Genomic DNA, 26,565 nt, shown 5'->3' on the forward strand with positions numbered 1-26,565 from the left:
AGTCCGGGCGATTGTGTGTGGGCTGGATTATTTACGGCCGCTCAAGGGGCAGGAGCTCATACCCAACAGGCTATACAGTGGGCATGTTCCGAATAGCCCTGTAGCCAGAGGGATGATGCCTAGCCAGCCCCACCAGCCAACGGTGCCTGTGGCCGCCAGGCCTATCAGCACCAAGCCAATCAGAATGCGCAGTATGCGATCGATACCACCAACATTGCTTTTCATTTCTCTTCCTTCGGGCGTGGATGACGCGTGCCGGGTAGGCCGGCAACAGGACGCTGAATGGCTCAGCGGGGTGATTGTTTAGTTAGGTAACCAAACAATAATATATTTTTTTATAATATATCAAAAAGTATTATAAAGACAATAAAAATGCGCCCAGGGATATGCCCCCTGACATCAGCGGGAAGATGAAAACGGGTGGGTAACAGGGTAGCTGGCAGGGTGCCGGCAAGACCGCAATCAGTCCTGTGGCGATAGCCAGCGTTGATGACCCGAAGCCCGCAGTTGGCAGGCGGGGCACTGCCCGCAACCATAGCCCCAGTCGTGCAGCGTGTCGCGCTGGTTCAGATAACAGGTATGGGTATCGTTGCGGATCAGCTCGACCAAGGTGTCGCCGCCCAGTTGATGGGCCAGCTCCCAGGTGTCGGCCTTGTCCAGCCACATCAAGGGCGTTTCCAGTGTTAATGGCCGGTCTATGCCCAAGCCAAGAGCTACTTGCAAGGCTTTCAGGGTATTGTCCCGGCAGTCCGGATAGCCGGAATAATCGGTTTGCGACATGCCGCCTACCAGCACATCCAGATTGCGCCGATAAGCCAGTGCGGCGGCCAGTGTAAAAAACAACAGATTACGGCCGGGCACAAAGGTATTGGGCAAGCCGTCGGCCTGCAGGGCAATGGCCCGGTCCTCGGTCATGGCGGTCGCCCCTAGCTGTTTAAGCACTCCGGCATCGAGCATGTGGTCCTGTCCCAGGCGTGTCGCCCAAAGCGGACTATACGAGGCTAGCTTGCGGCGTATGATTTGGCGGCAATCCAGCTCTACTCTATGCCGTTGTCCATAGTCAAAGCCCAGGGTTTCGACATGTCCGTAGCGTTGCAGGGCCCAGGCCAGGCAGGTAGCCGAATCCTGGCCGCCCGAGAACAGAACCAGGGCGCGTCGTTGTGTTTGTGCTGTCATGACCTACGCCTTGGCGGCGACAGGCTGGCCGCGTTTCATGGTGGCGATGATGGCATTCAGTGCCACCCCGTACATGGGGACAAATAAGAGCAGGCTGACGGCCAGCTTGATGACGTAGTCCACCAGCGCGATCTCACCCCAATGTTCGGCCATGAAGGGATTGCTGCTGCGCCAGAAGGCAATGCCGAAAAAGGCGATGGTATCGAGGGCTTGGCCAAAGACGGAAGCGGCAGCTGGTGCAACCCACCATTGCGTGTAGCCGCGGCGCATGCGGTCAAACACCTGCACATCCAGCAGTTGGCCCAAGACGTAGGCAGCAAAGCTGGCCAGCGCGATGCGAAAGACAAAGCTATTGAATTCGCCCAGGGCTTGCAAGCCGTTGAAATGCCCTTCATGAAACAGGACCGACACCACATAAGAGGCGATCAGGGCCGGGAACATGGCGCGGGTGATGACTTGTCGCGCTTGGGCTTTGCCGATCAAGCGTACGGTCAGATCGGTGGCTAGAAAGACAAAGGGAAAACTGAAGGCTCCCCAGGTGCTGTGAAAGCCGAACAGCTCGATGGGTAATTGCACCAGATAGTTGCTGGCGATCACGATGAAGATGTGAAAAGCGACCAGCAGGGCAAGGTAGAACGGCACCCGCGATGGCGGGACGGAAGGCATCGTCATGAATAGACCTTTTTGGTGGATGGGGTGAGGGAACCCATGAATACGGAACTGCAACCGCCTATTGTACGTGTGCTTGCGCGCAGAGGGAATACCGGCGGCCAGTGTATCGGTTTCTGGTCGGCGCGCAGATCACCGCAGATGAATGTTCCTTATCAGGCGTCGTGCTGCCAGCGCAGATACGCCGATCGCGTTACCTCGGAGACCGATTCCAGCACTTTTTGCTGCGTGACCTTGTGCCGCACTTGCAGGCGTGCATCGGCCACCGTGCGCGACTTGCAGAACCAATGGCAGCTATGCTGCAGCAAATACAGTTCGGCCGACAGGTGATAGGCCCGGCTGCGTGGGTCCAGTCCCTCGTTATTGTCCACCACATGGCGCAGACCTGCTGCGTGAATCTGCAGCAAGGTCCGGAAATCCCGCGTTGCCGAAGGAAGAATGCGTTCAATGTAAGGCAGGCAAAAAGGCAGCATGCTGACACGGGTCGCCTCAGGCGCTTCATTTTGTAGCTGGTCGGCCAGGGACTGGGTCTGTGCCGCTACGGCGCGTTCGGTCTGCGCAAACATGTCCAGGACCTGTAACTGGCGTGACGGCTCTTGCTCCCGGATGGCACGAGTATAGCCTTCGGTCAGCGTCTCCATATGGCGCTCCAGCTGGAAACTGCCCAGATGACGTCCCAGCAGCGCTATGCGCCCGCGCTGGTAACGCACGCGCAGCACGTTCCAGACCAGAGCGGCCATTAGCAAAACAACGACGATGTCCATATTCAGAACTCTTCCAGAAAGCGCATGCGAAAACGGCGGCCCTTGATGCTGCTGTTGGAGATGCGCTCGAACGCGTGCTTGGCGATGCGACGGTCCAGGGCGACGTAAGCACTGGAGTCGGTAATGTGGATCTTGCCGACTTGCTCGAAGGTCAGGCCGCCGTCGCCGGTCAGGGCACCCAGCAGGTCGCCGGGGCGCAGCTTGTCCTTTTTACCGCCTTGAATGCACAAGGTGACCATAGGTGCTGTCAGGGCGCGTTCGGACTTGCGGCGCAGCGTTTTCAGATTGCCCCAGGTCAGTGGGCTGCCCTGGTATTGCTCGATCAGGTTGGCCCAGCGCATCTCGTCGCGCGACACCAGGTTCAGGGCCAGTCCTTTCTGGTCGCCCCGGCCGCTGCGGCCTACTCGGTGCACATGCACTTCGGTGTCTTTGGTGACATCTACGTTGATCACCGCTTCTAGGTTCTGGATATCCAGACCGCGCGAAGCCACGTCGGTGGCGACCAGCACGGCGCAGCTTTGATTGGCGAACTGGATCAGGATTTCGTCGCGATCACGTTGTTCCAGATCGCCGTTCAGGGCTTGCGCGCGTATGCCTTCCGATCGCAGGTGCTCGATCAGCTCCTGTCCGCGTATTTTTGTATTGCAGAAAACCAGGGTAGAGGCCGGGCGAAAGTGTTCCAGCAGTGTGACCACCGCATCCAGGCGCCTGTCGGGGTGGACTTCGTAGAAAATCTGTTCGATACGGCTGGCATCGTGTTGCGTTTCCACCTTGACTTCGGCCGGATTGCGCAGGAAACGCGCGCTGAGCTTGCGGATGTTCTCTGGGTACGTGGCCGAGAACAGCAAGGTTTGGCGTTTAGGCGGGCAGTGCGATGCGATGGCCACGATGTCGTCATGAAAACCCATGTCCACCATACGATCCGCTTCGTCCAATACCAGCGTCTTCAAGTTGGACAGATCCAGGTTGCCGCGTTCCAGATGATCCTGGATGCGTCCTGGCGTCCCCACCACCACATGTGCGCCACGGCGCAGCGATTCAGTCTGTGGGCGCGAAGGCACACCGCCGCATAGCGTCAGCATGCGTACATTGGGAATCTGCCGGGCCAGGCGGCGCAGCTCGTTGGCGACCTGATCGGCCAGTTCGCGGGTAGGGCAGATCACCAGCGCCTGCGGCGACAGACGGCTGGGATTCAAGGTTTGAAGCAGCCCCAGGCCGAAGGCGGCCGTCTTGCCGCTGCCGGTCTTGGCCTGTGCAATCAGGTCGCGGCCTTGCAAAATCAAAGGCAGGCTTTGTTCCTGAATAGAGGTCATCTGCTCAAAGCCCAGGCTTTGCACCGTTTCGAGCAGGGCAGGCAGCAGGGGCAGGGTGGAGAAGGAAGTATTGGGCACAGTAAGGGAGTCGTAAAAACGGCGAAAGAGAGAGTAGTTCGACAGTGTAAGCGCTGCGGGGGATTCTGGTGTCAGCCACGGCTTCAGATCACAGCGGATAGCATGGTGCCGGTCAAAAAAATCGTCCAAGGGGACAACTACCAATCATGACCAGGACGGGCTCGATGTGTGATTGAAAGCGTGATCGGGCCAGCGATCGCCAGCTCGCTGTCTTATCGCTTTGTTCGCGTGTTGCTCGTATCACGCTGCCCCAGCCAGATACTGCCGATAACGAGCACCATGCCGATCATCTGGTACGGAGTCAGCGATTGTTGCAGGAACCACCATCCGAGCAGCACGGCAACTAAAGGGCTGAGAAACCCCAGCGATGCCACCACCGCTGAATCTAGCCTGGCGACGCCGCGAAACCAAAGAATATAGGTCAACGCTGCTCCGATGAGCCCTAACCATGCCAGCCCTATTATGTTCTTCAGGGTTGGCACAGGAATGGTCGGTTCGACAAATAATGCCAGCGGCACAAGCAGCAACCCACCGGCTGTCAATTGCCAAGCGGTAAATGTGAGCAATGAGACCGGTGGTTGCCATTTTCGGGACAAGACTGTGCCACAAGCCATCGAAACCGCTCCGGCGAAGGCGGCTGCGATACCAATGGGATCGAGCATCGCATCCGGCGTCAAAACCAGAGTCGCCACGCCGCCAAGACCGATGACGGAGGCAAGAATCGACAGCAGACGGATCTTGTTGCCAAGCCAGAAATGCGCAAGAAAGATAACAATCAAGGGTTGGATCGCCCCGATTGTAGCGGCCACTCCACCAGGCAACCGGTAAGCTGATACGAACAGCAGACTCCAGAAGATCGTGAAGTTGAGCGCTCCAAGCGCGAACGCCCGTCTCCACCATATGCCGGTCGGCAGTTTTTGCACGATCAGGAGCAGTAACAGGCCAGCCGGCAAGGCACGCAGCATAGCGACCGTTATCGGAGAAAAGTCCGGCAGAAATTGCGTTGTGACGATATAGGTACTGCCCCAGACGGCGGGTGCAATCGCTGTCAGGAGTAAATCGGAATTGCGTCCACCCATTGTGTTATGTCCCTTTGTGCCCAGCCCGAAAACCGTGAGTTTTTACCTGCCAGGCCAGCATCAGGAGGACAAAGACTTGCGGCTGCAAAGCCGATGGCAACCATCCCGATCTGGCGTAGTATCCCCGTTGGACGCTACGCCTTGTCCTGTTTTCGGAGGGATTCAACGAATCATCCGTCAAACGAGGAAGGAAGCAGCGATGTCCTTATCGCCATGACCTGCTTGGGCCGCACGCTTGAAACGCGCAAGACCGGCTTCTGCCAGCTCCGCGTGGAGACCGACCTCGTTCAGGGCGTCCACAACCAGGAGCGCATCCTTCACTCCGTTATCGACCGAGAAGCTGGTGGAGAAATCTCCTTTAAGCATCGCTGCGCCTTTACCTTGGAAATAGCCGTTGTCGAGCGGGCTGCCAGTCACCGCCTCAATCACCAGTTCGGGGTTGACGCCCAGTGCGCGGGCGATGGTGAGAGTTTCTGCCGTGCCGTGGGTCAGCGCGAAAACATAAGCGTTGAGGGCCAGTTTCAGGCGACTGCTCGTGCCAGCCGTATCGGACACCCAAAGGGTACGTTGACCAATGGCGTCAAATACGGCCTGGGCAGTCTCTTGCTTGTCCTTTGGGCCGGAAGCAAGAATGACCAGTTTACCTTGCTCGGCCGGTTGGCGAGTTCCTTGAACGGGCGCATCATAGAAGACGAGACCGTGTTTGGCGGCCAGGCTGGCCAGTTGGTCAATTGCTTTGATGCCGACCGTGCTCAGTTGAAGCCATACGACGTCTTTGGAAAGGCCGGGTAGCGCCGAGGCGACCGCGTCGGTTACGGCCGGGCCGTCCTTTAGCGCGGTCACGACGATAGCAGCGCCGCGCACCGCGTCGGCGGGATGATCGAACGGCGTAACGCCATTGGCTGCAAGAGCATGCGCTTTTGCGGCCGAGCGATTCCAGGCATGGACCAGGTATCCTTTGCGTGCCAGGTTGCGGGCGACAGCCGCGCCGATGATACCTGTGCCTAGAACGGCTATCGGGAGAGCAGAGTTACTCATTGGCATAGAGACTTCCTTTCATCGATGACAAAGTAAATTTTTTAATGATCATTCCATAATTTTCCAAAAAAATTGCTCAAATCAAGGCGGTCAATGTTTGGTCGATGATGGCGATCAAGTTGTCGCGATCTTTTTCCGAAGCTACGGATGTCAGTACACGCAACCCTTGCACTGTGTTCAGAACATACAATGCAAGCACTTTGGCGTCAGTGCAGGATCGGATTTGCCCGGCATTCTGTCCGCGTCGAATCGTCTCTTCGATGCCGCGCGTTAAGATGCTGAGGTTTTGGCGCACAAGATCAACCACGCGGGGATCGCGATTAGCCATCTCGATAGCGCTGTTGGTGACGAGACACCCGCGTCTATCCGATGAGACCAATGCCGCATCGACAATGGTCTGCATAAGTTCGCGTAGCCGCTCGATGGCGGACCCTGGTTGACGGAGTTGTTCTACATGCTGTTGGGCCTGTTTTTGATACCGCACAAGGGCATGTTCAAACAGATTGCCCTTGCTGGAATAGGCGGCATACAAGCTACCTCGGCCTAGGCCGGTGGCATCGACCAGATCCTGAGCTGATGTACCCTCAAACCCGTTACGCCAAAAGGCATCCATGACAGCATCGAGCACGCGATCCTCGTCAAATTCTCTTGGACGAGCCATGTAATTCCAACACAATTATTTAATAACCGTACCATAATTGTAGTATCCCCGTTTTGTCAATCTCAACATTCCCCAGAATATCCCGAATGTCGTCTAGAAGGTTCCTGCTCTAAGGCAGTCCCTAGCGTGTCGCTTTCGGCATAGTGGGACTAGGCCCGTCCCGGAGAGAGGCAGAGAAGTGTTTATAACTGTCCGGCGAAAAACGGATGGCGAATAAGATCATCGCTAGCGAACCTATGGCCATGACAAGCCAGACCGGAGTGAGGTTTGCCATTACATCACGCACTGCGCCGGCGAATAGGGGGACAAAGCTGGCGAAGATGTAACCGCCCCCTTGGACAAACGAAGTAAAGTTTCCCGCCATGGTCGCGTCATCAATATGGTCAATGGCCACGATGATCGATAAGGGGAACAGTATTCCAATGCCTACCCCGAGAAGCGCCATTGCCGGCCAAGCGAGCGTCACCGGCCAGAGGTATAACGTGATGAAGCCCAATGCCGTAGTCAGTAGCGAAAAGACGAGTGGGCCCCGCCGGTCAGGGAAACGACCAATGAAAGCAGCAACGCCCAGGGCTGTAACTCCCTCGACAAGAGTGAGTGCGGAAAGCAATAGGCCTGCCGTGTCACGTGCTACACCGAGTTCGAGATAGAAAGGGGGAATCCATGCCATCACCAACATGAATGCGCCTGTGCCGACACCGAAAAAGATCATCAGTGTCCACGAACGGACACTGCGCCAGAACTCCGGAGCAATATGGCCAGGTGCTGCAATGGGCGCATGCCTTTCACTTGTTGCGGTGCGGGATGCAAGCGACCAGAGCAGTAAGGCCGCGACGGCCGGCATACTCCAGGCACCAAGCGTGGCTTTCCAACCAAGGGTATCGCTGACCCATGCGGCCGTACCGGCGGCAATGCATGCTCCTGCCACAATTCCTGTGGAGTACACACCAATCACCCTTCCGGTTGCGCCAGCAAAGTTGCGCTTGGCAAATCCAGGCATCAATGACTGAACGATGGCGATCCCGATGCCGGCCAGTATCGCCGTTGTGAGCAATCCAACGCCATCGGAGAACCAAAGACGCACTACGCAAGACAGTGCGATGATAGAAACACCGACTGCGATTCCACCTTTCTCGCCGAGCATGCTGCGCAGTTGTCGAACATACATCGCCCCAATACCCATAAGGAATACGGGGATCATGGTCAGCAATCCGACCACAGTCGAATTGATTCTGGTGTCGCCGATGATTTGGGACACGAGCGGTCCGATGGCGGCTACGGCAGGGCGAAGATTGATCGAGACCAAAAAAATAGCAAGCAGCAACAGTGTCGGGGACGTTTTTTGAGTTTGTTCAGACATGGGCGGAATCCTCATTTTGCACAGCGAGGTCGCTGTATGAGCGTTGCCAGGTTGGCGCATAGCGGTGGATAGCTTGGATGAGTTCACCAACGCCATTCTGTTTCAGAAGCTCGTAGTGGTCTGGAGCGAGGCCGACGATTCTTGCTGGTTGTATGAGTGTCGTGGTTGCTGCTTCGAGGAACGACAGGTTATCGCCACGAGCTTTGAGCAGGAGCGTCGGCGCGGCAATGCGCCGTTCTTCCATTTGCAGGCCGTATCCAGGGGCATAGGTCTGCGCGACGAGTCGGCTTATCCGGGCTATGACGCCAACATCTAGTTCGGGCTTTTCAGCGCAGACGTAACTAACAAAGCTTTGCTCGTCTTTCACAGATTTGATTAATGACACCACCCGTTCAGCTGCGATCGTCTGGGCAAAAACGGAATAGAGGATGGTAAGAAAAGATGGATCGCGGAACAATATATCAGCCTGCGCACGTATCGGATCGCCTCCAGGTAGCAGTGGTGAGCCGGGGGCGATAAGGATGAGCTCGTCGACTACTTCGCCGACCTGTTCGAGTTGCCATGCAGTTTCATAGGCGACCCGTGCCCCGAAGGAATAGCCCCAAAGTGTGTAGGGGCCTTCCGGCTGCACTTCGCGTATCAAGTGAACGTCACGTAGTGCCATGTCCTGGATAGATGTGCAGAAGTCCTCGCCGGCGTTCACTCCCAAAGCTTGCACGCCGGTGAATGGGCGTGGATTATCAAGAGCCATTGCTAGTGATCGCAGGCTCATCGGATAACCACCAAGTCCAGGCCAGCAGAAAATTGGCCTACCAGTGCCTTTCTTGAGCGGCACCGCGCGCGAGAGGGTATGCGCAGCGTTATCGATACGACGAGCTAGGTTGGCAATACTTGGATCTTCGAATAAAACTTGCAGCGGGAGATTGAGCCCGAGTGTTTTGTTCATGCTTAGAACCAGTTGTACGGCTTTCAGCGAGTCGCCGCCGATTTCGAAGAAATCATCGTGGACCGAAAGGTCTTGAATAACGAGTTTTTTCTGCCAGATGTCCAGCAAGCCTGATTCGGTGGGGGTGCGGGGCGGGATGATCTCTCGCTCCGCGTTGGTAATTTCAAATTCCGGAAGCGCTTTTAGTGCATTGATATCCACTTTTCCAGATGCGCTGTATGGCATTCGGGAGATCAGCGCCAATTTGCTGGGGATCATGTAGTCAGGCAGACGGGTCTTGAGATCTTTGCGGATCAGTTCTGCGGGCCCCTCCATATGAACAGTATCTTCATTCATCCCCTCGTGAACGAGTTGTGATTCGCTGATTTTGCCAAAAAGAGCACAATAGGATGCGTTGGCTACGACACTATGTTCGGATAAGACTTCACGCAATCGTAGGGCGGCGGCTAGATCGTTGCCGGACTTTGAGCTGTATCCCGACGACATGGTGCCAATGCATAAGCTATTGTGTTGTAGCCTTTGCAAGGTTCGTCCGAGATCGATGTAGGCGTGCCAGCTTTCCGGCTTACGACTGACCATAGAAATGATGCCGCTGGAACGCTGGTACACACGCTGATTGATCGCGATGACGTGACGCTGCTCGAGGATATGCCGCGAGAAAGAATCGAGAGTTCCGTTGCGATGGACGTATTGGCCTTGTGAGAGGCCCGCGACCCGGTCGCCATGCGCCTGTATATATAAATCCACCGAGAGATCAGTTTTGCGTGCCGCATGTTGTGTGACGTCGAAGGATGCTAGGTAGGCATGTCCATCGCTGCAAGCCAAATTTTCGATTTCTGAAGGGTCAAAATATCCGTGCCCGATTCCCAGGCCGAAGGCGGGCAGGACATGATCGAGAAGCCCGAGAATATGGCCGGTTTCCAATTCAAGCACTTCACGTATGTTGTTCTTATATACGGGTTCTATCGCAGAATACTTGCCCACGAAGTGCAATCGCAGGCGCGGCGACTCTGATGTTTTCTTTGCGCTGGTGAGCACAAGATGGTGACGGCTTGGGTGGTAGTAGTAGAACCCTGCCTGGATGTCGGCGACACCGGACAATTCAAGATAGATCTGTGTTGCGTAGAGGGCGCCTGGGGAGGCGTAGGCGAACTTAGACAGTAGGCGCTCATTGCTGGTGAACGGTCCGAGGTTGCGCAAGAGAAAGCCGAGTGTTTCAAGCGTTAGGTCCGTGAGTCCATTTGTTTGCGTGGCTTCTTGTTCGGGTTGCGCAAGTAAGGTGAGCAATTCAGCGACTGTCACCGTACCGCCTTCGAAGAATCGGTAGCTCTTTCGGGCAAAAGCCATGGCGCGTTGGGCGAAAGAACCGTCGGCCCCAGGCAGGGAAATGGATATACGAGAGTTAAGATCAGCGTCGGTCCGCAACCCTGCATTTGCAAGCTGCGCGCGGACCTGAAGGCGACTGTTTTTGCTCTGGTGGTGGGCTTGGGAGGTGCCTTGATCCATCAGTTGAGCTTCCCGAGAATTGAGTTCGATGCCGGCGGCTAAAATGGGTTGACCGGTGCGTGGATGTTCCTTCACGAAGACGCCAGCGGACTTTACCCAATCGTGGTTTTCGATGGCGACTCTGATTTCGTCGAGCTCGATCCTGTAGCCACGGAATTTCACTTGGTTGTCGGTGCGTCCCTGAAAGTGCAGCGTGCCATCCGAGTCGCGGCGTACGAGATCCCCCGTTTTGTAAACCCGATGACAGACTCCGGAAGTCCTATCGATCCAATTGACGAAACACTGAGTGGTAGGCCCTTTGCGGTTGTAGTATCCATCGGCCAGTTGTGTGCCTGCGATGTGTAGTTCGCCGGTCGCACCATCTTCCACGGGGTTCATCTGCTCGTCGAGAACGTAGCAGGTCGTGTTGGCTACTGGCCGACCAATTGGAATTACCTCTGGACAATGGTCGAGGATGCTTGGGGCGACGGTGTAGGATGTTGTATTAATAGTACATTCGGTCGGACCATACAGGTTGACCAGTCGGCAGCCTGGCTTGGCCTCCAAGATGCGCGCAGCAAGTTTTTTGGTCAATGCCTCTCCACCGCTGAACACGCTGGTGAGAGTGCTGCATTGTTCAAACTCTGGATGGTCGACGAGAGCTTGAAGAAGCGTCGGGACGCCTTGCAACATGGTCACTCTATGCTGACGTATCTGCTCGATCATTGCAGGAGGGTCACGGTAAACGCCAGGCCGCCCCATCACGACGTGGACACCGCAGCAAACGGCGAGCAGTTCCCATTGGGCGGCATCGAAGCTTGCGGGAGTTTTTTGGAGGATGACCTCGCCGATGTGCACCTTCTGTTCTGATTGCAGCCATGCAAGCTGGTTCACGATCGCCGCATGAGAGATGCAGACGCCTTTGGGCGCACCCGTTGTGCCCGAGGTGTAGATCATGTAGGCGAGACTTGAGCCAAGTAGAGTCGGGGCTTCGAAGTCGTATATGTCTTCTTCGTCCAGGGTGTCTGATAGCGTATCGAGAGCAATGATCTGAATGCCGGGAATAATGATCTCTGCAAGGCGCGAACTGAGGCTCTTCTGCGTGATTATTACCTTTATTCCGGCATCCCGGATCATGTAGGTGAGGCGTTCGATGGGATAGTCGGCACCCAGCGGCAAATAGGCTCCGCCAGAAAACAGAATGCCCCAGAGACCCACCATCATGTCGATCGAGGGTTCGACAAATAAACCGACTCGCGCGTCGGGGCCGACACCCGCCTGTTTTAATCGTGAGGCTAGGCGGGCGGCGCGATCAGCCAGAGCGCTGTAGCGAAGGGTGCCAGAGTCATCGCTCACAGCGATTTCGTCTGCGTGATAGCGCACCAGGAGGAGCAACATGTCAACGAGCGAAGTGCGGGCAAATGTTGTATGTACGAGGGCACGTAGTGCTTTGGGATGAGGAAGCGTAAGTTCGGCGGGATGCGCCTGTACGTCTTGTGAAACGAACATAAAACACTCCAGATTTTTATGGAACGATGATTACATAAATGGTTATGACTTCACGCGCTTGGTCTAGTGGAGCAAGCAGTCGTGCTTAGTTATGGGTTTATCTGAAGCCTTGGAGGGCGGATAAAGGTCTATCAGTCGAGCCTTAGCAGGTCTCGTAAAGTATTCCCCGGTTAGTAATAGGATCGGTCACGCCGCAAGTACGGAGTGCGTGCCAATACAGAACTGCGTTATTGGATAAGACCGGTTTTCCGATCCAGGTTTCAGCCATCTGTGCGAATGCGGCCATCGGTACGTTGGTGCCAACCTGAACAATAGCTTGGGCGTCTGGATGGTTTACGTTAAGAACGGCTTCTTTCAGATGGGCAGGGGTCACGGCTGATATATTTGAAGGAGTACGCCCGCCAAGACCGTACGTTGCGACGACATCAATACCTGTATCGGTGAAGAAGCGCGAGACCGGTTCATCGCCGAGCTGGAGATAAGGCGAGATCAGTCCGATGCGTTTTAATCCGCCGAGTGTATCGAGTGCAGATCTGATAGCGTCTGTGCTAAAGATGATTTTTGCACCGCTGGCAGCAATCGTGAGTTGGCGGGATAGCTCTTCATGCGCTTTGTGCCCTTGCCAGTAACCGTCAGGAGAGACCGCAGCGATAATTGCGCCCAAGTTGCAATGACACAGCGATCTAATGGCGTCAGGTGTGGAGCGGCGAATATTCTCGATGACTTGGCTAAAGCCGGACATATGAGTCAACGAATCGTCGTCAATAATAATCCGGGCGATATGATTGGTTACACCGAACGGGCGCATATCGTCCATTTCGGGTTGTGCAGACGTATTTGTCGAAGGAATCGCAATACCAATCCGTAAACGGCTTCCCAAAAAGTTGCTCATTCGTGCCTCTTGCAAACTTCAATGCTGATATCGTTGTATTGCTGCACCTGAAGCTCCGTGGAGGCCATGTACGCCCACGTTTATCCGCCGTGGTAGCGTGCCATGATGTTCTGTCGCTGGAATAACCTGAAACTATTTATCTAAGCAATTATGGAATGACTGTTAAAGAACAATCAAGAGAGTGCTATTATTTTTTTACAAAAAGTAACTAAATTTTTTGAGTTAAATGAAATTAAATCGTTGCTACAGGCTATGCATCCTTGCTTCACGGCGTGGTGCACGTGCTTAGGATTGAGTTTTGGATTGATTGCCTAGTAACGTGCGTGTGCTCGATCGCGTAGCTCTGAGGCTTCACGATGGCCCGCTTTTGGGGACGTTGTGTTTGTGTGTTTGCCCAGCAGTAGCCGGATGTGCTAAATGTGGCCGTCTTGAATAGGATATTGCTCACACCCAGCACCAGTATGGAATTATGCATTTACCCATATTGATTTGATGGGTTAAGCAGTCGTGGAGATAGGTGGATTCCAGTGGGTGTCGCTAAAATGAAAAAAGGGCCTTTCGGCCCTATTTTTCAAAGATTTACAGACGTCTGAAAGAAGTCTGTAGATCATAATTTGGAGCGGGAGACGAGTCTCGAACTCGCGACCTCAACCTTGGCAAGGTTGCGCTCTACCAACTGAGCTACTCCCGCGTTTTTACTGCTATGCCGACTTGTGTAACCAGAATTACTGGAGGCGCAAGCCGGAATCGAACCGACCTAGACGGATTTGCAATCCGCTGCATAACCACTCTGCCATTGCGCCGTGGTCGATTAAAAAGGGAAGCCTAGGCTTCCCTTAGGAATCTGGAGCGGGAGACGAGTCTCGAACTCGCGACCTCAACCTTGGCAAGGTTGCGCTCTACCAACTGAGCTACTCCCGCATCTCTGTTTTCACAGAAAACTCGCTTGCATTTGCTTGCGATGCTTACTTAAATTGTATTTTAAGTAAAGAAAGCTATTTTAAGTTTACCGATTTTGTTTGTCAAGCATTTTATGTTTTGCTTGAAAACTAAACCGCTGATTGCTTAAAACTGCTTTTTAATCACTGGCGCTGCAGCAAGAACGTAACTATAAGATGGCCGTTGTGTTGCTGTCAATACATCTTGCATATTATTTTGCGATTCCCGGTCGGGCCGCGCTATGCTTTATGGTTTCAGCTATCGCTAGGTGCAGGCCGTGAACAGGCAGTGTGATGTGGATCTGACGTCTTTCAACACTTTTGGGCTGTGCAGTCGCGCCCGGGATCTGGTGGTTTTTGACGACGTGGCCCAGTTGCCTGCTTTGCAGGCTGTCGTCCAACAGGCTGGCGAGGTGTTTGTGTTGGGGGGCGGCAGCAATGTGGTGCTGGCCGCTCAGGTCGAGCCTTTGGTTGTCAAAGTGCAAAGTCGTGGCATACACCTGCTGGAATCCCGGCCTGACGCCTATATTGTGCAAGCCCAGGCAGGCGAGGCCTGGCACGACTTTGTGCAGCATTGCCTGGAGCAAGGTTGGTCGGGACTGGAAAATCTGGCGCTGATACCCGGTACGGTCGGTGCGGCTCCTGTGCAAAATATTGGCGCGTACGGCGTGGAGCTGGAGCAGCGCGTGCATAGCGTGCTGGCCTGGAATTTTAAGCAAGCCCGCCTGATGGAGTTGCCGGCGGCTCAGTGCGGCTTTTCTTACAGAGACAGCCGTTTCAAGCATGATCCGGCCGGTACCTGGTTGATCGTGGCCGTGCGCTTTGCCTTGCCGCGTCCTTGGGCACCTGTGCTTGATTACCCCGATCTGCGTCAGCATAGTGTCTTGGGCGGTGCTGTGGATGCGCAAGCGGTGTTCGACGCCGTTTGCCAGATCCGGCGTCAGAAACTGCCCGACCCGGCTGTCTTGGGTAATGCAGGCAGTTTCTTCAAGAATCCGGTGGTCCCTCAAGCGCAGCGCGATGCTTTACGCGCACAGTGGCCGGGTCTGGTGTCCTACGATGTGGGGCAAGGACTGTATAAGCTGGCCGCCGGCTGGCTGATCGATCAGTGTGGTTGGAAAGGGCGGCGCGACGGCGCAGTCGGTGTACACGAGCGCCAAGCGTTGGTATTGGTCAATCATGGGGGCGGCACGGCACAGGACATCGAGCGCCTGGCGCAGGCAATTCGCGCCGATGTGCGCCGGCATTTCGGCGTGGAGTTGGAGCAGGAGCCGGTTCAGGTTCCTTGAATTGCAGTGTAGGCTTGGGGCCTTGCTGGGTAGCGGCGCGGTTGACCGGATACAGGCATGCTTTGGTCGATTGCTTGGCGATTGCCCGCATAGATGGATGAAAGAGGGGATAAAACAGCCCCTGAAAAAACAAAAAGCCGGCGCAGAGGCCGGCTTTGATGGGCGAGAATAGGGCTTAAATAATGCCCAGCACGTCCTGCATGGAGTACAGGCCGCTGGTTTTGTCGCCCAGAAAAAGGGCGGCCCGCATGCTGCCTTTGGCATAGCCGGCTCGGCTGGTGGAGCGATGCGAGATTTCGATGCGTTCGCCTTCGCCGCAGAAAAAGACGGTGTGGTCGCCAACGATATCGCCGCCGCGCAGTACCGAAAAGCCGATACGTCCGTCCTGGCGCGCGCCGGTGTGGCCGTGGCGGGCCCAATCGGCAATGTCGGGCAGGGATTGGCCCCAGGTTTTAGCGATGGCCTCGCCCATAGCCAGGGCCGTGCCCGAAGGGGCATCCACTTTGTTGCGGTGGTGGGCCTCGAACACTTCTGCGTCATAGCCTTGGTTCAATAAGGCAGCGGCCAGTTCGATGAGCTTGAGCGTGGCGTTGACGCCCACGCTCATGTTAGGGGCGAACACAATGGCGATTTCTTGGGCAGCGGTCTGGATCTGCTGCTTTTCTTCGTCGGAAAAGCCGGTCGTGCCGATGACCAGGCGAGTGCCGTGTTCGCGACATGCTTGCAGGTGGGCCAGCGTGCCCTCGGGGCGGGTGAAGTCGATCAGGCAGTCGGCTTGGGCCAAGGCCGCCAGATTATCGGTGATGGCGACGCCGGTGGTCTTGCCCAGAAAAGCACCGGCATCCTGACCGATGGAGGCGGCACCAGGGCGATCCAGCGCGACGGCGAGCGTCAGACCTTCTTGATTCAAAACGGCTTCGATCAGCATGCGGCCCATACGGCCGTCTGCGCCGGCAATGGCGATGCGCATATTTCCTGTCCTTTGCTTACTTACTGTGCGGGCTGGGCGGCGGGCGGAGCGGCTGTGTCGTTGCCGGCCGGGCTGGAGGAATGGCCGCCGATGGGGCGCACAAATTGCTGGGTGCCTTCCTTGGCGTCGGTCGGGCCTTCGCTGCGTTGTTTGCCGGTATCGGCGCGCTCAAAAGGCTGGCGGTCTGGCTGTTCGTCGCCTTGCCAACGCACCAGAGTATCGCCTTCAAACCAGACCGTGAACGTGCGTTGTTCGGCCTTGCCATAACCAGGCTGGTTCAGGTAGGGATAATCCCAGCGGTCGGAGTGGAAAATGTCCTGCAGCGTTGGCGAGCCGAGCAGGTAGCGCACCTGATCGCGGGTCATTCCGGCCTGCAGGCGGGACACTTGCTCGGCAGTGATCCAGTTCCCCTGTTGGACGTCGGCGCGATAGGGAAAGCCCCACTTGGAGGAGCCGCAGGCGGTCAAAGCCGCAGCCGCCAGGCTTGCCGCCAGTACGGCGCGGATGACAGGAGTGAATGAATTTGCCTTCTTCTGCACGAAATGCCCCTGTTAGAATAAAATCGTTATCATATAAGGGTTTAGGAAAAAGCGCATGAATTGCGCCATAAACCGCCTCGGGACGGCTTTGCCAAGCAGTTGGCACGGACCCGGGTCTATCCCCATCAAGATGCGATAATTTTAGCCATGAACGATCAAAATGAACTGAAAAACATGGGGCTGAAGGCGACTTTTCCGCGCCTGAAGATTCTGGACATCTTTCGCCGCTCTGACCAAGAGGGGCAACGTCACCTAAGCGCCGAGGACGTCTATCGTCTGCTGATCGCCGACGAAGTCGATATCGGTCTGGCTACGGTCTACCGAGTGCTGACCCAATTCGAGCAGGCCGGTATCCTGGTGCGCAGCCAGTTTGATGGCGGCAAGGCCGTGTTCGAGCTGAACGACGGCGATCATCACGACCATCTGATCTGCACTAATTGCGGCGTGGTTGAGGAATTTACCGACAGTCAGATCGAGGCGCGTCAGCACGAAATTGCCAAGGAACATGGTTTTGTGCTGGAAAGCCATACCATGCTGTTGTATGGCATTTGCCCTAAGTGCTCTCAGGCCGGCAAGCAGGCCAAGCCTGCTTTGCGCTCTTGATCCCGGTGCGTGTCTGATACGGCCCCGGGGGAGGTTCGGTATGGGGCGTTTGCTCCGGTGCAGAACCTAAGAGGGTCAGGCAGATACGCAGCAGGGAAGTCGTTAAAAAACCCCGCCGACATCGATGTCGGCGGGGTTTTTACTGTGTGGAGCCAGGCCGCAAGCCAATAGTACGGCTAGTGCTCGGTGACCGGGCTAGTGTTGTCGCTCCAGCATTTCGCGTGCATGTTCGCGGGTTGTGCTGGTGATTTTCAGCCCGCCCAGCATGCGTGCGATCTCGTCTATGCGTTCGGCCTGGTCCAGCGGGCGAATAGACGAAAATGTCTGGCCTTTGACGGATTTTTTTTCCACTTTCAGGTGGTGATTGCCGCAAGCGGCTACTTGGGGCAGGTGGGTGACGCACAATACTTGGTGGCGTGCTCCCAGCTCTTGCAGCAGACGGCCCACCACTTCAGCCACAGCCCCGCCTACACCCGTATCGACTTCGTCGAAAATCAGCGTAGGGACGCGCGCTGCCTGGCTGGCAATGACCGACAAGGCCAGCGATATGCGCGCCAGTTCGCCGCCTGAAGCCACTTTGCTCAGGGGGCGGGGCGTTACGCCTTGGTGGCCAGCCACCAAAAACTCCACCTGTTCCAGGCCGTGCGCATGCGGCGGACACGGCGTCAGTGCGGCCTCGAAACGGCCACCTTGCATGGCCAGCGATTGCATGGCCTGGGTGACTTGCTTGCTCAGTTGGGCGCTGGTCTTGCGCCGCGCCGCGCTAAGTTGTTCGGCCAGGGTTTCGTACTGCTGCTTGGCCTGGCTGGATTTTTCTTGCAGGGCCTGCAAATCGAAAGAGTGCTGCACGTGCTGCAGCTTTTCCTGCCATTGCGCCAGCAGCGCAGGCAGTTCTTCGGGTTCGGTCTTGAACTTGCGCGCTGTGGAGAAGATGGCCGAAACACGTTCTTCCGCCTGAGCCAGGCGTTCCGGGTCCAGTTCTGTGTCGCTTAAATAACTATTCAGATCGGAGACCGCTTCGGTAACGGCGATGCGCGCCGACTCCAGCGTGTCCACAATGCTTTGCAGCCCGGGGTCATGGCGCAGCAGAGCTGCCATTTCGTGCGCGGCGCTGCCCAGCAAGCGTTGCACGGAGGTGTCTTCGCCATCGAGTGCCTGCAAGGTCTGGGCGCTGCCGTCGATCAAGGCTTGGGCGTGAGACAGGCGAGTGTGTTCCTGTTGCAGCAACTCCCATTCGCCATCTTGCAGGTTCAGGGAAGAGAGTTCCCCGATCTGCCATTCGAGCTGTTCTTGTTCGCGCAGGCGTTGTTCGGCGTTTTGGCTGGCTTGCTCGACAGCTTTACGAGCTTGTCCCCAGGCCTGCCAGGCTTGCGCCACTTGACGGGCCAGAGACAGATGGCCTCCTTGGCTGTCGAGCAGTTCGTATTGACTGTGTGCCTGCATCAGGCTTTGATGGGCGTGCTGGCCGTGGATATCCACCAGCAGCTCGCCCAGTTCGCGCAGTTGAGTCAGGGTGGCAGCGCTACCGTTGATATAGCTGCGGTTGCGGCCCTGCTGGTCGAGCAGGCGGCGCAGCACCAGTTCGTCCGAAACATCGAAGTCGCGTTCGGTCAGCCAGTCGTGGATGCCGGGCGGGCAATCGAACTGGGCGCTGATCTCGGTGCGGGGACAGCCTTCGCGTATGGCTTTGGCGTCGCCGCGCGCGCCCAGAGCCAGAGAAAGGGCGTCGATCAGGATGGATTTGCCGGCACCGGTTTCGCCGGAAAAGACGGTAAAGCCGGTCTCGAAGTCGATAGTGGCTTGATCCACGATCACAAAGTCTCGAACGTGCAGGGTACGAAGCATAGGAGCGTTATTCGTTTTCTTCGGTAGGCAGGGGCATGCGGTTCCAATCCAGCTTGTGGCGCAAGGTGGAAAAAAAGCTGTAGCCCTTGGGGTGAATGAAGCGAATGGTGTTGCGTGCGCGGCGCACATCGATGCGGTCGCCCTGCTGGCAGTCCGACCAGGCTTGCATGTCAAAGTGTACGCTGCCGCCTGATTCTACGCGGCCCAGCGCAGTGATGGTCAGGTTCAGTGTGCCGCTGTCGGGCAGAACGATAGGCCGGTGCGACAAGGTTTGCGGTGCCACCGGTACCAGCAGGAATGCGTTGAGCGACGGATGCAGGATGGGGCCGTTGGCTGCCAGAGAATAGGCGGTCGAGCCGGTGGGCGTGGAGATGATCAGGCCGTCGGCGCGCTGGCGGTACATGAATACGCCGTCCAGCTCTACGCGCAGCTCTATCATGCCGCCGCGTCCGGCGCGGTTGATGACGACATCGTTCAGGGCCACACCCGAATACAGCACTTGTCCGTCGCGCACGACACGGCCTTCCAGCATGGACCGCTCTTCGATGTCGTACTGGCCTTGAAGCACGCTGAGCAGCGCATCGTTGGCATCGTTCAGCGCAACATCGGTAATAAAGCCCAGTCGGCCATGATTGATGCCGATCAGGGGGATCTGGCTGTGCGCCAGCTCGCGGGCAGCGCCTATCATGGTGCCGTCGCCGCCCATGACCACGGCCAGGTCTGCGCGCGCGCCGATTTCTGCGTAATCGCAAGTGGGAAACTCGGTGACGCCGGTGTTGTGCGCGGTGGCGGCCTCCACCAGCACCGCGCAGCCTGCATCAACCAGGGTCCGGGCCAGGGAGCGGACGGGTGCATCCAGGCCGCTGTCCTGATATCTGCCCACAATGGCGACCGTTTTGAAATGCATGGGGCGAAAACCTTATTGATTAATGAAATAATTGCGATAAATTGATTATAGAGTTGCCGCTATGGGCTTGGCTGCAAGAATCTCCTGCTTGTCCTGTCGGGCACACAGGTTTTTGTACTGCCGGGCCTGTGCAACACCGAACCGCCCACGGTCGCCAGCGGCCTTTGCCGGTCGTGGATCGGAAGGCGGCGTGGGCTTTATTTATGTGACATATGCGATATGGATGACAGAGCGAATGCATTGTTGAAAGTGCTGATCGAGCGTTATATCGCCGATGGCCAGCCGGTCGGGTCGCGTACCCTGTCTACGGTATTTGACTTCTCGCCGGCCACTATACGCAACGTAATGGCCGAATTGGAAGCCTTGGGCCTGATACACAGCCCGCATACCTCGGCAGGGCGGGTTCCGACGCCCAAGGGTTATCGTTTGTTTGTGGACCGGCTGCTGGCCTCGCAGCGCTTTGAGCGTCCCGATGCGCAAAACCTGAGCCAGTTCTTACCGTTTGACGAGCCCAACCGCGCAGTCAGCTCGGCCGCTTCTTTATTGTCCAACCTGTCTCAGTTCGCCGGCGTGGTGCTGGCCCCGAAAAAAGCCCAGACCTTCAGGCAGATCGAGTTCATCCGTCTGTCGGATAAGCGTGTTCTGCTCATTATCGTCACCCCCGACGGGGATGTGCAGAATCGTATTTTGTTTGTGCCGCGCGACTATCTGGAGCACGAGCTGATCGAGGCCAGCCATTTTTTCAACCAGCATTTTTCGGGGTTGTCATTTGAGCTGGTCAAGCAAACTCTGTCTCAGGAGCTCAGCTCCTTGCAGGTGGATATTTCGCGGCTGATGCAACAGGCCGTAGATGCCGGCAGCCATCAGCCCGACAACGAAGAAGCCGTGGTCATCGCCGGCGAAAGCAAATTGCTTAATGTCTCGGACATGGTGGCTGATATGGACAGGTTGCGGCGTCTGTTTTCTTTGTTCGAGAAGAAAACGGACTTGTTGCATTTGCTGGATGTCTCCAGTCAGGCCGAGGGCGTGCAGATCTATATTGGCGGCGATTCGCAACTGGTGCCATTGGATGATGTATCCGTCATTACCGCGCCGTATGGCGTGGATGGCAAAGTTGTGGGCACGCTGGGCGTTATCGGTCCCTCGCGCATGGCCTACGATAGAGTCATCCCCATCGTGGACATTACTGCCCGGCTGTTGTCAAATGCCCTGAGCCATCATTCGGCCGCTTAGTCGGTCTGTCGGTCGGCGCGCACTTTGCCTGCGCCGGCTGCCTTATGTTTACACATCATGCCCATGTTGTTTGCCTCTCCTTATCTGTCCGAACCGACCGATGCCGATATATTCAATGACGATGCGCCGGTGCGCCCGGTCGGGCCTATCGGCATTTTGTTGATCAATCTGGGTACGCCGGATCAGCCCGAGCCCAAGGCCATACGCCGCTATTTGGGCCAATTCCTGTCCGACCCGCGCGTCATCGAAATACCTCAGCCGTTGTGGCAGCTTATTTTGCGCTTGTTTATTTTGCCGCGCCGCCCCGTCAAGCTGGCCCCACGCTATCGGGATATCTGGTTAGCCGAAGGCGCGCCTTTGTTGGTGTGGAGTCAGGCGCAGGCCGATGGACTGCAGGAACTGTTGGCCGGGCAGGGACACGATGTGCGCGTGGAGCTGGGCATGCGCTATGGCAATCCGTCGATTGCTTTTGGCTTGGATAAACTAAAGGCTGCCGGCTGCGAACGGATTCTTAGCTTGCCGCTGTATCCGCAGTATGCCGCCAGCACCACGGCCACGGCGTTCGATTGCGTGGCGGCGCACTTGCGTCGGCAGCGGAATCAGCCCGAGCTGCGTTTCATCAAGCGTTACCATACGCATCCGGATTACATCGGTGCCTTGGCTGCTCAGGTGCGCCGTTACTGGGACGAGCATGGCAAGCCGCAGCGTCTGCTGCTCAGTTTTCATGGCCTGCCCAGGCGCTGCGCCGAGCTGGGCGACCCTTACTTGCGTGACTGCCGAGAGACAGCGGCTGCCTTGCGTGCGGCGTTGGACGAGCCGGCTGTGTCCGTGCATATGTCGTTCCAAAGTCGTTTTGGTGCCCAGCGCTGGCTCGAGCCCTATACCGAGCCCTTGTTGCGTCAATGGGGCAAGGAGGGGGTGGGTCGGGTAGATGCGTTGTGTCCTGGCTTTCTGGCCGATTGCCTGGAAACACTGGAAGAAATTCAAGTGGAATGCCGTGATGCCTTTCTGCAGGAAGGGGGGCGAGAGTTTCATTACATACCATGCCTGAATGCCGATCCCGAGTGGATCGAGGGACTGGGGCGGCTGGCGATACAGCATCTGGGGGGCTGGTTGCCGGCGCGGGTCGGGTCGGTATAAGCAGGCCGGGAAGGATATATGCGGCAATGCCGGACGGAGAAAAATCCGGACAGGTCTTGAACTGGGGGCGGATGCCCCCATTTTCTTGCGATCGACGATTTATGTAGTGGAGAACAAAAAATGGCGACACATGCCGATTCCAACAAGCCTCTGGATGGAGAGCTGACAGAGAACACGCCCGAGCAGGTTCAACCGGACGTTCTGGCCCAGCAGCCCGAAGAAAACCCCGCCGATCTGGCGGCTGAGTTGGCCCAGGCCCAGGAAAAAGTCTCGCAGTATTACGACCAGTTGCTGCGTGCCAAGGCCGAAGTCGAAAATATCCGCCGTCGTGCCGATGACGACGTTGCCAAGGCGCGCAAGTTCGGCACAGAGTCGTTCGCAGAAAGCCTGATACCGGTGCGTGACAGCCTGGAAGCGGCTCTGGCCCAGACCGAGCAAAGCGTTGAGACCTGGAGGGAAGGTGTCGAAACTACGCTGCGCCAATTGAACAAAGCCTTCGAACGCAACAGCTTGAAGGAAGTGGCCCCGGCACCTGGCGATAAGTTCGACCCGCACGTGCATCAAGCCATTTCCTCCGTACCCTCGGAGTTTGAAGAAGGGGCCGTGGTGCAATTGCTGCAAAAGGGCTACACCATTTCCGAGCGCGTGCTGCGTCCGGCCCTGGTCATGGTAGCGGCCGCCAAGTAAAGCGCATGGGTAGGACCCGGGGCGTGCGGCCCACTTCGTGGTATGCATGGCATTGCTGCCGCTCGGACCATGAATGGCCGTTGCCAACCGCAAAAAAAACCGCTTTGGGCTCTTGAAATGTACGTTGCGTTCCCCATATGCATTTCATCAAGCAATTTGCTTACGCAATCAATTTTTTAGTCAGGTAAGAAATCATGGGCAAAATCATTGGTATTGACCTTGGCACCACCAACAGCTGTGTGTCTGTTCTGGACGGCGACCAGGTTCGTATTATCGAAAATGCCGAAGGCGCTCGCACGACGCCTTCCATTGTGGCCTACATGCAGGATGGCGAAATCCTGGTTGGCGCGCCTGCCAAGCGCCAGGCCGTCACCAACCCTGCCAACACGATCTTCGCCGTCAAGCGTCTGATCGGTCGCAAGTTCACGGAAAAAGCCGTGCAGACCGACATCGATCACGTGCCGTACACCATCGTGGCTGCCGATAATGGCGATGCCTGGGTAGAAGCACAGGGCAAGAAAATGGCTCCTCAGCAGGTGTCGGCCGACATCCTGCGCAAAATGAAGAAAACCGCCGAAGACTATCTGGGCGAAGAAGTCACCGAAGCCGTTATTACGGTGCCGGCTTACTTTAACGACAGCCAGCGCCAAGCCACCAAGGATGCCGGCAAGATCGCTGGTCTGGACGTCAAGCGCATCATCAACGAGCCAACCGCCGCTGCTTTGGCATTTGGTCTGGACAAGGCTGAAAAGGGCGATCGCAAGATTGCCGTGTACGATTTGGGCGGTGGTACTTTCGACGTATCCATCATCGAAATTGCTGATGTGGACGGCGAAAAACAGTTTGAAGTGCTCTCGACCAACGGCGACACCTTCCTGGGTGGCGAAGACTTCGACAAGCGCATCATCGACTACATCATTGCCGAGTTCAAGAAAGAAAGCGGCGTGGATCTGTCCAAGGACGTGCTGGCTCTGCAGCGCCTGAAAGAATCGGCCGAGAAAGCCAAGATCGAGCTGTCTTCTACGCAGCAGACCGAAATCAACCTGCCTTACATTACGGCAGATGCATCCGGTCCTAAGCACCTGAACCTGAAGATTACCCGTTCCAAGCTGGAAGCACTGGTCGAGGACCTGATCGAGCGCACGATCGAGCCTTGCCGCGTGGCCATCAAGGATGCCGGCGTCAAAGTGTCCGAAATCCACGACGTCATTCTGGTCGGCGGCATGACCCGCATGCCCAAGGTCCAGGAGCGCGTGAAGGAATTCTTCGGCCGCGATCCACGCAAGGATATCAACCCCGACGAGGCCGTGGCCGCCGGTGCCGCCATTCAGGGCTCCGTGCTGTCTGGCGATCGTACCGACGTGTTGCTGCTTGACGTGACTCCTTTGTCCCTGGGTATCGAAACCTTGGGCGGCGTCATGACCAAGATGATCCAGAAGAACACGACGATCCCGACCCGTCATTCGCAGGTGTTTTCCACGGCGGACGATAACCAGCCTGCCGTCACCATCAAGGTGTTCCAGGGCGAGCGCGAAATCGCCGCCGGCAACAAGGGCCTGGGCGAATTTAATCTGGAAGGCATTCCGCCAGCAGCACGCGGTTTGCCGCAGATCGAAGTTACCTTCGACATTGACGCCAATGGTATCTTGCACGTGTCGGCCAAGGACAAGGGCACCGGCAAGGAAAACAAGATCACCATCAAGGCAAACTCCGGTTTGTCCGACGAGGAGATCGAACGCATGGTGAAAGACGCCGAGATCAATGCGGCGGAAGATCACCGCATCGCCGAGTTGGCTCTGGCTCGTAACCAGGCCGAAGCGCTGATCCACTCCACCCGCAAATCGCTGGGCGAGTATGGCGACAAGCTGGACGCCGCCGAGAAAGAAGGCATCGAGAAAGCCATCACCGAACTGGAGGAAACCCTCAAGGACGGCGACAAGGAAGCCATCGATGCCAAGGTTGAAGCGCTGGGTGTAGCCTCGCAGAAACTGGGTGAAAAAATGTATGCTGACATGCAGGCCCAGGCCGCTGCACAACAAGGTGCGGAAGGCGCTGCGCAGCAACAGCCAGCCGACGAGAACGTGGTCGATGCCGACTTCAAAGAAGTCAAGCGCGATCAATAATTGCGAGCCTGAATAAGGTCTTCGGCCCGATTTCCGGCTGTGCGCTGGAAATCGGGCATTATTATTTAATCAGCGGCGTCTTGGGCGTCGTTTATCAAAAATGGCAAAACGCGATTTATACGAAATTCTCGGTGTGGCCAAGAACGCGACGCAGGATGAACTGCGCAAAGCGTATCGCAAGCTGGCCATGAAGCACCATCCTGACCGCAACCCCGACAACAAGGATGCCGAGGAAAAGTTCAAGGAAGCCAAGGAAGCGTACGAAATCCTGTCCGACGAACAGAAGCGCGAAGCCTATGACCGTTATGGCCATGCGGGAGTCGATCCCAACGCTGGCATGGGCGGCATGGGCGGCGGCATGGGCGGGGCTGGGTTTGCGGATGCCTTTGGCGATATTTTCGGCGAAATCTTCGGCGGTGCGCGCCGTGGCGGTGGTGGCCCACAGGTATATCGTGGTGCCGATCTGCGGTATTCCCTGGATATCAGTCTGGAACAGGCAGCGTCGGGGTTCGACACCGAAATCCGTGTTCCCAGCTGGGAAAACTGCGATACCTGCTCGGGGACGGGGGCCAAACCCGGCACTTCGGCGCAGACCTGCCGTACGTGTCATGGCAGCGGTGCCGTGCGCATGCAGCAAGGTATTTTCAGCATGCAGCAGACCTGCCCAACCTGCCACGGCAGCGGCAAGGAAATCCCTGATCCTTGTGTGGTCTGCCATGGCGAGGGCAAGGTCAAGAAAACCAAGACCTTGCAGGTTAAAATTCCGGCTGGGATCGACGACGGCATGCGCATCCGCTCCGGCGGCAATGGCGAACCCGGTGTCAATGGCGGGCCTGCCGGTGATTTGTATGTGGAAATCCGCATCAAGCCGCACGGTATTTTCCAGCGCGACGGCGAAGATCTGCATTGTGAACTGACCATTCCGTTCACGACGGCGGCCTTGGGCGGGACGGTGGAGGTTCCCACTCTGACCGGCCGTGGCGAGATCACCATCCCCGAAGGCACTCAGGTCGGCAAGACTTTCCGCTTGCGCGGCAAAGGCATTAAGGGCATTCGCTCCAGCTACCCCGGCGATTTGTACTGCCATATCCAGATTGAGACGCCTGTGCGCCTGAACGAGGAGCAGAAAAAGCTGCTGCGTCAGTTCGAGCAAGCCTTGAGCGATGGCGGTGTCAAGCACTCGCCCAAGAGCGAATCCTGGACCGATAAGGTCAAAGGCTTTTTCTCTTGATCCTGGTTTGAACTCCAGACCAGAAAAACCCCGGCACCATCACGGTGCCGGGGTTTTTCTTTATGGGTTTCGTGCTTGGCACACGGGCGT

General features: G+C 56.8%; 22 protein-coding genes and 3 tRNA genes. 7 read left to right on the forward strand and 18 right to left on the reverse strand.

Annotated features, from left to right (window positions below; genetic code table 11):
- Positions 1-27 precede the first annotated feature (27 nt).
- From AADW57_RS05065 to AADW57_RS05130, 14 genes are all read right to left on the reverse strand, one after another.
- The gene (locus tag AADW57_RS05065) at positions 28-225 is read right to left on the reverse strand and encodes a YgaP family membrane protein (RefSeq protein ID WP_341668971.1); all 198 of its coding nucleotides are present in this window, start codon (positions 223-225) and stop codon (positions 28-30) included.
- 237 nt (positions 226-462) lie between these two features.
- The gene (queC, locus tag AADW57_RS05070; protein WP_341668972.1) at positions 463-1,176 is read right to left on the reverse strand and encodes a 7-cyano-7-deazaguanine synthase QueC; all 714 of its coding nucleotides are present in this window, start codon (positions 1,174-1,176) and stop codon (positions 463-465) included.
- Positions 1,177-1,179: 3 nt separating this feature from the next.
- Positions 1,180-1,848 carry a 7-cyano-7-deazaguanine/7-aminomethyl-7-deazaguanine transporter gene (locus AADW57_RS05075; RefSeq protein WP_341668973.1) on the reverse strand — a complete coding sequence of 223 codons (669 nt, stop codon included), beginning with the start codon at positions 1,846-1,848 and terminating at the stop codon, positions 1,180-1,182.
- A 152-nt stretch (positions 1,849-2,000) separates the two neighbouring features.
- Positions 2,001-2,609: a hypothetical protein gene (locus AADW57_RS05080; protein ID WP_341668974.1), complete on the reverse strand. Its 609-nt coding sequence runs from the start codon at positions 2,607-2,609 to the stop codon at positions 2,001-2,003.
- A gap of 2 nt (positions 2,610-2,611) precedes the next feature.
- Positions 2,612-4,000, reverse strand: a complete 1,389-nt coding sequence (gene dbpA, locus AADW57_RS05085; protein WP_341668975.1) for an ATP-dependent RNA helicase DbpA — start codon at positions 3,998-4,000, stop codon at positions 2,612-2,614.
- A 212-nt stretch (positions 4,001-4,212) separates the two neighbouring features.
- On the reverse strand, positions 4,213-5,079 hold the full coding sequence (locus tag AADW57_RS05090; protein ID WP_341668976.1) for a DMT family transporter: 867 nt from the start codon (positions 5,077-5,079) through the stop codon (positions 4,213-4,215).
- 177 nt (positions 5,080-5,256) lie between these two features.
- Entirely contained in the window at positions 5,257-6,117 is an 861-nt protein-coding gene (locus tag AADW57_RS05095; RefSeq protein WP_341668977.1) for an NAD(P)-dependent oxidoreductase, read from the reverse strand.
- Between the two features lie 76 nt (positions 6,118-6,193).
- Positions 6,194-6,778 (reverse strand): TetR/AcrR family transcriptional regulator, encoded by a 585-nt coding sequence (locus AADW57_RS05100; protein WP_341668978.1) that lies wholly within the window; start codon positions 6,776-6,778, stop codon positions 6,194-6,196.
- A gap of 121 nt (positions 6,779-6,899) precedes the next feature.
- Positions 6,900-8,138 carry an MFS transporter gene (locus tag AADW57_RS05105; protein ID WP_341668979.1) on the reverse strand — a complete coding sequence of 413 codons (1,239 nt, stop codon included), beginning with the start codon at positions 8,136-8,138 and terminating at the stop codon, positions 6,900-6,902.
- A complete protein-coding gene (locus AADW57_RS05110) occupies positions 8,131-12,078 on the reverse strand; it encodes an amino acid adenylation domain-containing protein (protein ID WP_341668980.1) in 3,948 nt (1,315 codons plus the stop codon). Before AADW57_RS05110 ends, AADW57_RS05105 begins: the two co-directional genes overlap by 8 nt.
- Positions 12,079-12,220: 142 nt before the next feature.
- A complete protein-coding gene (locus tag AADW57_RS05115) occupies positions 12,221-12,970 on the reverse strand; it encodes a maleate cis-trans isomerase family protein (protein ID WP_341668981.1) in 750 nt (249 codons plus the stop codon).
- A gap of 615 nt (positions 12,971-13,585) precedes the next feature.
- A tRNA-Gly gene (locus AADW57_RS05120) sits at positions 13,586-13,661 on the reverse strand.
- Between the two features lie 38 nt (positions 13,662-13,699).
- A tRNA-Cys gene (locus tag AADW57_RS05125) sits at positions 13,700-13,773 on the reverse strand.
- Between the two features lie 42 nt (positions 13,774-13,815).
- A tRNA-Gly gene (locus AADW57_RS05130) sits at positions 13,816-13,891 on the reverse strand.
- 295 nt (positions 13,892-14,186) lie between these two features.
- Here AADW57_RS05130 and murB point away from each other — a divergent pair.
- Complete coding sequence (gene murB, locus AADW57_RS05135) at positions 14,187-15,197, forward strand: UDP-N-acetylmuramate dehydrogenase (protein ID WP_341668982.1); 1,011 nt, start codon at positions 14,187-14,189, stop codon at positions 15,195-15,197.
- A 175-nt stretch (positions 15,198-15,372) separates the two neighbouring features.
- Here murB and dapB read toward each other — a convergent pair whose 3' ends face one another.
- A complete protein-coding gene (dapB, locus tag AADW57_RS05140) occupies positions 15,373-16,167 on the reverse strand; it encodes a 4-hydroxy-tetrahydrodipicolinate reductase (RefSeq protein WP_341668983.1) in 795 nt (264 codons plus the stop codon).
- A 20-nt stretch (positions 16,168-16,187) separates the two neighbouring features.
- On the reverse strand, positions 16,188-16,706 hold the full coding sequence (locus tag AADW57_RS05145) for an outer membrane protein assembly factor BamE (RefSeq protein ID WP_445819182.1): 519 nt from the start codon (positions 16,704-16,706) through the stop codon (positions 16,188-16,190).
- Positions 16,707-16,853: 147 nt separating this feature from the next.
- On the opposite strand from AADW57_RS05145, the gene fur reads away from it, so the two are divergent.
- Positions 16,854-17,309: a ferric iron uptake transcriptional regulator gene (gene fur, locus AADW57_RS05150; protein WP_341668984.1), complete on the forward strand. Its 456-nt coding sequence runs from the start codon at positions 16,854-16,856 to the stop codon at positions 17,307-17,309.
- Positions 17,310-17,504: 195 nt separating this feature from the next.
- On the opposite strand, the gene recN is transcribed toward fur, so the two are convergent.
- Together recN and AADW57_RS05160 are read right to left on the reverse strand one after the other, a co-directional pair.
- Complete coding sequence (gene recN, locus AADW57_RS05155) at positions 17,505-19,154, reverse strand: DNA repair protein RecN (protein WP_341668985.1); 1,650 nt, start codon at positions 19,152-19,154, stop codon at positions 17,505-17,507.
- A gap of 7 nt (positions 19,155-19,161) precedes the next feature.
- Positions 19,162-20,061, reverse strand: a complete 900-nt coding sequence (locus AADW57_RS05160; RefSeq protein WP_341668986.1) for an NAD kinase — start codon at positions 20,059-20,061, stop codon at positions 19,162-19,164.
- Between the two features lie 219 nt (positions 20,062-20,280).
- Between AADW57_RS05160 and hrcA the strand changes: the two genes are divergently transcribed.
- From hrcA to dnaJ, 5 genes are all read left to right on the forward strand, one after another.
- Positions 20,281-21,294 carry a heat-inducible transcriptional repressor HrcA gene (gene hrcA, locus AADW57_RS05165; protein WP_341668987.1) on the forward strand — a complete coding sequence of 338 codons (1,014 nt, stop codon included), beginning with the start codon at positions 20,281-20,283 and terminating at the stop codon, positions 21,292-21,294.
- A gap of 57 nt (positions 21,295-21,351) precedes the next feature.
- On the forward strand, positions 21,352-22,434 hold the full coding sequence (gene hemH, locus AADW57_RS05170) for a ferrochelatase (protein WP_341668988.1): 1,083 nt from the start codon (positions 21,352-21,354) through the stop codon (positions 22,432-22,434).
- Positions 22,435-22,554: 120 nt separating this feature from the next.
- Positions 22,555-23,121 carry a nucleotide exchange factor GrpE gene (gene grpE / locus AADW57_RS05175; protein WP_341668989.1) on the forward strand — a complete coding sequence of 189 codons (567 nt, stop codon included), beginning with the start codon at positions 22,555-22,557 and terminating at the stop codon, positions 23,119-23,121.
- Between the two features lie 194 nt (positions 23,122-23,315).
- A complete protein-coding gene (dnaK, locus tag AADW57_RS05180) occupies positions 23,316-25,244 on the forward strand; it encodes a molecular chaperone DnaK (RefSeq protein ID WP_341668990.1) in 1,929 nt (642 codons plus the stop codon).
- 100 nt (positions 25,245-25,344) lie between these two features.
- A complete protein-coding gene (dnaJ, locus tag AADW57_RS05185) occupies positions 25,345-26,475 on the forward strand; it encodes a molecular chaperone DnaJ (RefSeq protein WP_341668991.1) in 1,131 nt (376 codons plus the stop codon).
- Positions 26,476-26,565 lie beyond the last annotated feature (90 nt).

It is taken from the genome of Alcaligenes sp. SDU_A2, from assembly GCF_038237375.1.
In the GTDB taxonomy this organism is placed as follows: domain Bacteria; phylum Pseudomonadota; class Gammaproteobacteria; order Burkholderiales; family Burkholderiaceae_B; genus Alcaligenes.

Excerpts from the sequence above, each read along its gene's own strand:
- AADW57_RS05065 (WP_341668971.1), bottom strand. The coding sequence starts at position 225 with ATGAAAAGCAATGTTGGTGGTATCGATCGCATACTGCGCATTCTGATT.
- queC (WP_341668972.1), bottom strand. The coding sequence starts at position 1,176 with ATGACAGCACAAACACAACGACGCGCCCTGGTTCTGTTCTCGGGCGGC.
- AADW57_RS05075 (WP_341668973.1), bottom strand. The coding sequence starts at position 1,848 with ATGACGATGCCTTCCGTCCCGCCATCGCGGGTGCCGTTCTACCTTGCC.
- AADW57_RS05080 (WP_341668974.1), bottom strand. The coding sequence starts at position 2,609 with ATGGACATCGTCGTTGTTTTGCTAATGGCCGCTCTGGTCTGGAACGTG.
- AADW57_RS05090 (WP_341668976.1), bottom strand. The coding sequence starts at position 5,079 with ATGGGTGGACGCAATTCCGATTTACTCCTGACAGCGATTGCACCCGCC.
- AADW57_RS05095 (WP_341668977.1), bottom strand. The coding sequence starts at position 6,117 with ATGAGTAACTCTGCTCTCCCGATAGCCGTTCTAGGCACAGGTATCATC.
- AADW57_RS05100 (WP_341668978.1), bottom strand. The coding sequence starts at position 6,778 with ATGGCTCGTCCAAGAGAATTTGACGAGGATCGCGTGCTCGATGCTGTC.
- AADW57_RS05105 (WP_341668979.1), bottom strand. The coding sequence starts at position 8,138 with ATGTCTGAACAAACTCAAAAAACGTCCCCGACACTGTTGCTGCTTGCT.
- AADW57_RS05110 (WP_341668980.1), bottom strand. The coding sequence starts at position 12,078 with ATGTTCGTTTCACAAGACGTACAGGCGCATCCCGCCGAACTTACGCTT.
- AADW57_RS05115 (WP_341668981.1), bottom strand. The coding sequence starts at position 12,970 with ATGAGCAACTTTTTGGGAAGCCGTTTACGGATTGGTATTGCGATTCCT.
- dapB (WP_341668983.1), bottom strand. The coding sequence starts at position 16,167 with ATGCGCATCGCCATTGCCGGCGCAGACGGCCGTATGGGCCGCATGCTG.
- fur (WP_341668984.1), top strand. The coding sequence starts at position 16,854 with ATGAACGATCAAAATGAACTGAAAAACATGGGGCTGAAGGCGACTTTT.
- recN (WP_341668985.1), bottom strand. The coding sequence starts at position 19,154 with ATGCTTCGTACCCTGCACGTTCGAGACTTTGTGATCGTGGATCAAGCC.
- AADW57_RS05160 (WP_341668986.1), bottom strand. The coding sequence starts at position 20,061 with ATGCATTTCAAAACGGTCGCCATTGTGGGCAGATATCAGGACAGCGGC.
- hrcA (WP_341668987.1), top strand. The coding sequence starts at position 20,281 with ATGGATGACAGAGCGAATGCATTGTTGAAAGTGCTGATCGAGCGTTAT.
- hemH (WP_341668988.1), top strand. The coding sequence starts at position 21,352 with ATGCCCATGTTGTTTGCCTCTCCTTATCTGTCCGAACCGACCGATGCC.
- grpE (WP_341668989.1), top strand. The coding sequence starts at position 22,555 with ATGGCGACACATGCCGATTCCAACAAGCCTCTGGATGGAGAGCTGACA.
- dnaK (WP_341668990.1), top strand. The coding sequence starts at position 23,316 with ATGGGCAAAATCATTGGTATTGACCTTGGCACCACCAACAGCTGTGTG.
- dnaJ (WP_341668991.1), top strand. The coding sequence starts at position 25,345 with ATGGCAAAACGCGATTTATACGAAATTCTCGGTGTGGCCAAGAACGCG.